The organism is Streptomyces sp. CA189, from assembly GCF_056428985.1.
The window spans coordinates 1-2,333 of the sequence record NZ_JBWJVM010000167.1; the positions used below are offsets into that span (position 1 = coordinate 1).

Annotated in this window: 3 protein-coding genes; 2 read left to right on the forward strand and 1 reads right to left on the reverse strand. The window is 75.0% G+C overall.

Annotated elements, in window-relative coordinates:
• Nucleotides 1-297: 297 nt before the first annotated feature.
• Nucleotides 298-813: a hypothetical protein gene (locus AC061S_RS44290; RefSeq protein WP_478691552.1), complete on the forward strand. Its 516-nt coding sequence runs from the start codon at nucleotides 298-300 to the stop codon at nucleotides 811-813.
• Nucleotides 814-952: 139 nt separating this feature from the next.
• Entirely contained in the window at nucleotides 953-1,855 is a 903-nt protein-coding gene (locus AC061S_RS44295) for a universal stress protein (protein WP_478691553.1), read from the forward strand.
• A 15-nt stretch (nucleotides 1,856-1,870) separates the two neighbouring features.
• Here the strand turns inward: AC061S_RS44295 and AC061S_RS44300 are convergent, their stop codons facing one another.
• Nucleotides 1,871-2,107: a DUF2277 family protein gene (locus AC061S_RS44300; RefSeq protein ID WP_478691554.1), complete on the reverse strand. Its 237-nt coding sequence runs from the start codon at nucleotides 2,105-2,107 to the stop codon at nucleotides 1,871-1,873.
• Between the last annotated feature and the right edge of the window lie 226 nt (nucleotides 2,108-2,333).

Genomic DNA, 2,333 nt, shown 5'->3' on the forward strand with positions numbered 1-2,333 from the left:
CGCCCGCTCCGCCCCACACCAGGCCCGCCCCACACCAGGCCCCGCACCACACCAGGCCCCGTCCCACACCACGCCCCGCACCACACCAGGCCCCGTCCCACGCCAGGCCCCGCACCACGCCCGGCCTTCACCACGCCCTTCCCCTCCCCGCCCCACCCCGCCTCCCCCGGGCGGAGCAGTGGCTCACCCGTTCACCCGGCAGCGATCGCCGCGGCCGCGCCGGGCTCCTAGCGTCCAGAGAACGGTGCGCACTCGAATCCGCGCCGCGCCGTTCCCGGAGCCCGAGGAGTCCTCTCCATGTCCGCCACCCCCCACAGCCCCCGCCGGTACCGCCCCCTCCCCCGCCTGCTGGCCGTCGCCGCCGTGACCGTCGCCTTCGCCGCGGCCGCTCCACCGACCCTCGCCCAGGCCCAGCCCTCCGGCAGCGTCTCCCCGACCAACGTCGCCCCCGGGGGCCGGGTCAGCCTCAACGTCACCGGCTGCGGCACCCGCACCGGCAAGGCCACCTCCCGCGCCTTCGGCGACGTCTGGCTGACCCCCGGCAACGCCGAGGCCACCAACCTCTTCGGCTCCGCCATCACCTCCCGGAACATCAGCGCGGGCTCACACCCCGTCACCTTCGAGTGCGGCGGACCCGGCGGCGAGCGCGTCACCGTGGCGCTGAACATCACCCCTGGCGCCGCCCGCGGTGGACTCGGCGGCAGCGTCGGCTCCATGAGCACGGGCCAGATCGCGATCGGAGGCTCCCTCGTGGCCTGTGCGCTGGGTGCCGGCGCCTGGATCCTGCGCCGCCGCACGGGCCACGCCTCCTGAGCCGCCCCGACCCGTACTCCCCTCCCCCGCCACGGGAGTGGCCGATGGTCCCGCCCCGTTCGGGACTTTCCCCACTCCCGCCCGGAGCCCCCTCCCGCAAGGCTGAGTCCACGCACCGCTGCCCCCCAAGGAGCCCGCCATGGACCAGAGCCCGCGCCCCGTGATCGCCGCCGTAGACGGTTCCGCGAACGGCAACCGGGCCCTGGAATGGGCCGTCTCCCAGGCCCTGATGGCCGGAGCCCCGCTGCGCATCGTGCACGCCCGCCTCTACATGGACACCGTCGGCGCGGCCCTGTCCGGGGCCTTCGACGCGCCCGGCCTCGACGACGACCCCGTACTGATCCGGGTCCGCGAGGCCCTCGACGGCCGCGCCGGGCTCCCTCCGATCGAGTACGCCTCGTACCCCGGCGCCCCCGACCACGTACTGCCCGGCCTCGGCGAGGACGCCCAGCTCATGGTCCTCGGCTCGCGCGGCCGCGGCGGCTTCGCCAGCCTCCTCCTCGGCTCGAACGGCATAGCCTGCGCCGCCCAGGCCGCCTGCCCCGTGGTGGTCGTGCCGCGCGCCGAGCCGCCCCTGCGCGACCCGTACGGGCAGGTCGTACTCGGCCTCAACAGCGCGGCCCCCGACGCGAGCACCACCTACTTCGCCTTCCGCGAGGCGGCCCGGCGCGGGGCCCGGCTCCAGGTCGTCGCCGCGCACGCCTGGCCCGGCCGGACCTTCACCACCGCCGGCGCCATCGCCACGGCCTCGCACGGGGAGACCGCCAACGCCCACGAGGTCGCGGCCCTGACCGCCGCGCACCTGCGCCCGTACGCCGAGCGGTTCCCGGAGGTGGAGATCGAGCAGGTGTCGGCGCCCGGCGACGCGGCGGGCCACCTGGTGGCCGCCTCCCAGGCCGCGGACCTGATCGTCATCGGCCGCCACCGCAAGCGCCCGCTCTCCCCGCGCCTGGGCTCCGTCACCAACGCGGTACTCCTCCACACCGGCTGCCCGGTCGCGGTGGTCCCCCTGAAGGAGAACGCCGTCCCGGCGGCAGCATGACCGCCCGCCCAGCCCTTACCCGGCCTCGGCTGCCGCCGCCCCGGCCCCTCTGACGTGAATCCCCTCCAGCAGCTCCCTCGTAGCCTCCGCGACCGCGTCGACGGCGGCGGCGAATACCTCCTGGTTGTGCGCGGCGGGCGCCCTGAAACCGGACACCTTCCGCACGTACTGCAAGGCGGCGGCCCTTATCTCCTCCTCGGTTGCCTTCTCCGGAATCGCGGGCGGACGCAACGTCTTAATCGATCGACACATACCCCCACTATCCCGCCCCACGAACACCCCGTCACCACCCGACGCCCCCCGCCCGGGCCACCCCACCCCGACCACACGCAAAAGGCCCCCCGCCGCGAACCTTGGGTTCTAGTGGTTGTCGCAACACCCCAGTTCAGGGGATGCGATGGACTTCCGGATCCGTGAGGTGCGGAGCCCCCAGGGGCCCAGGAAGCTCTCTGCGGAGCGGGCTGGATACTTCCAGCTC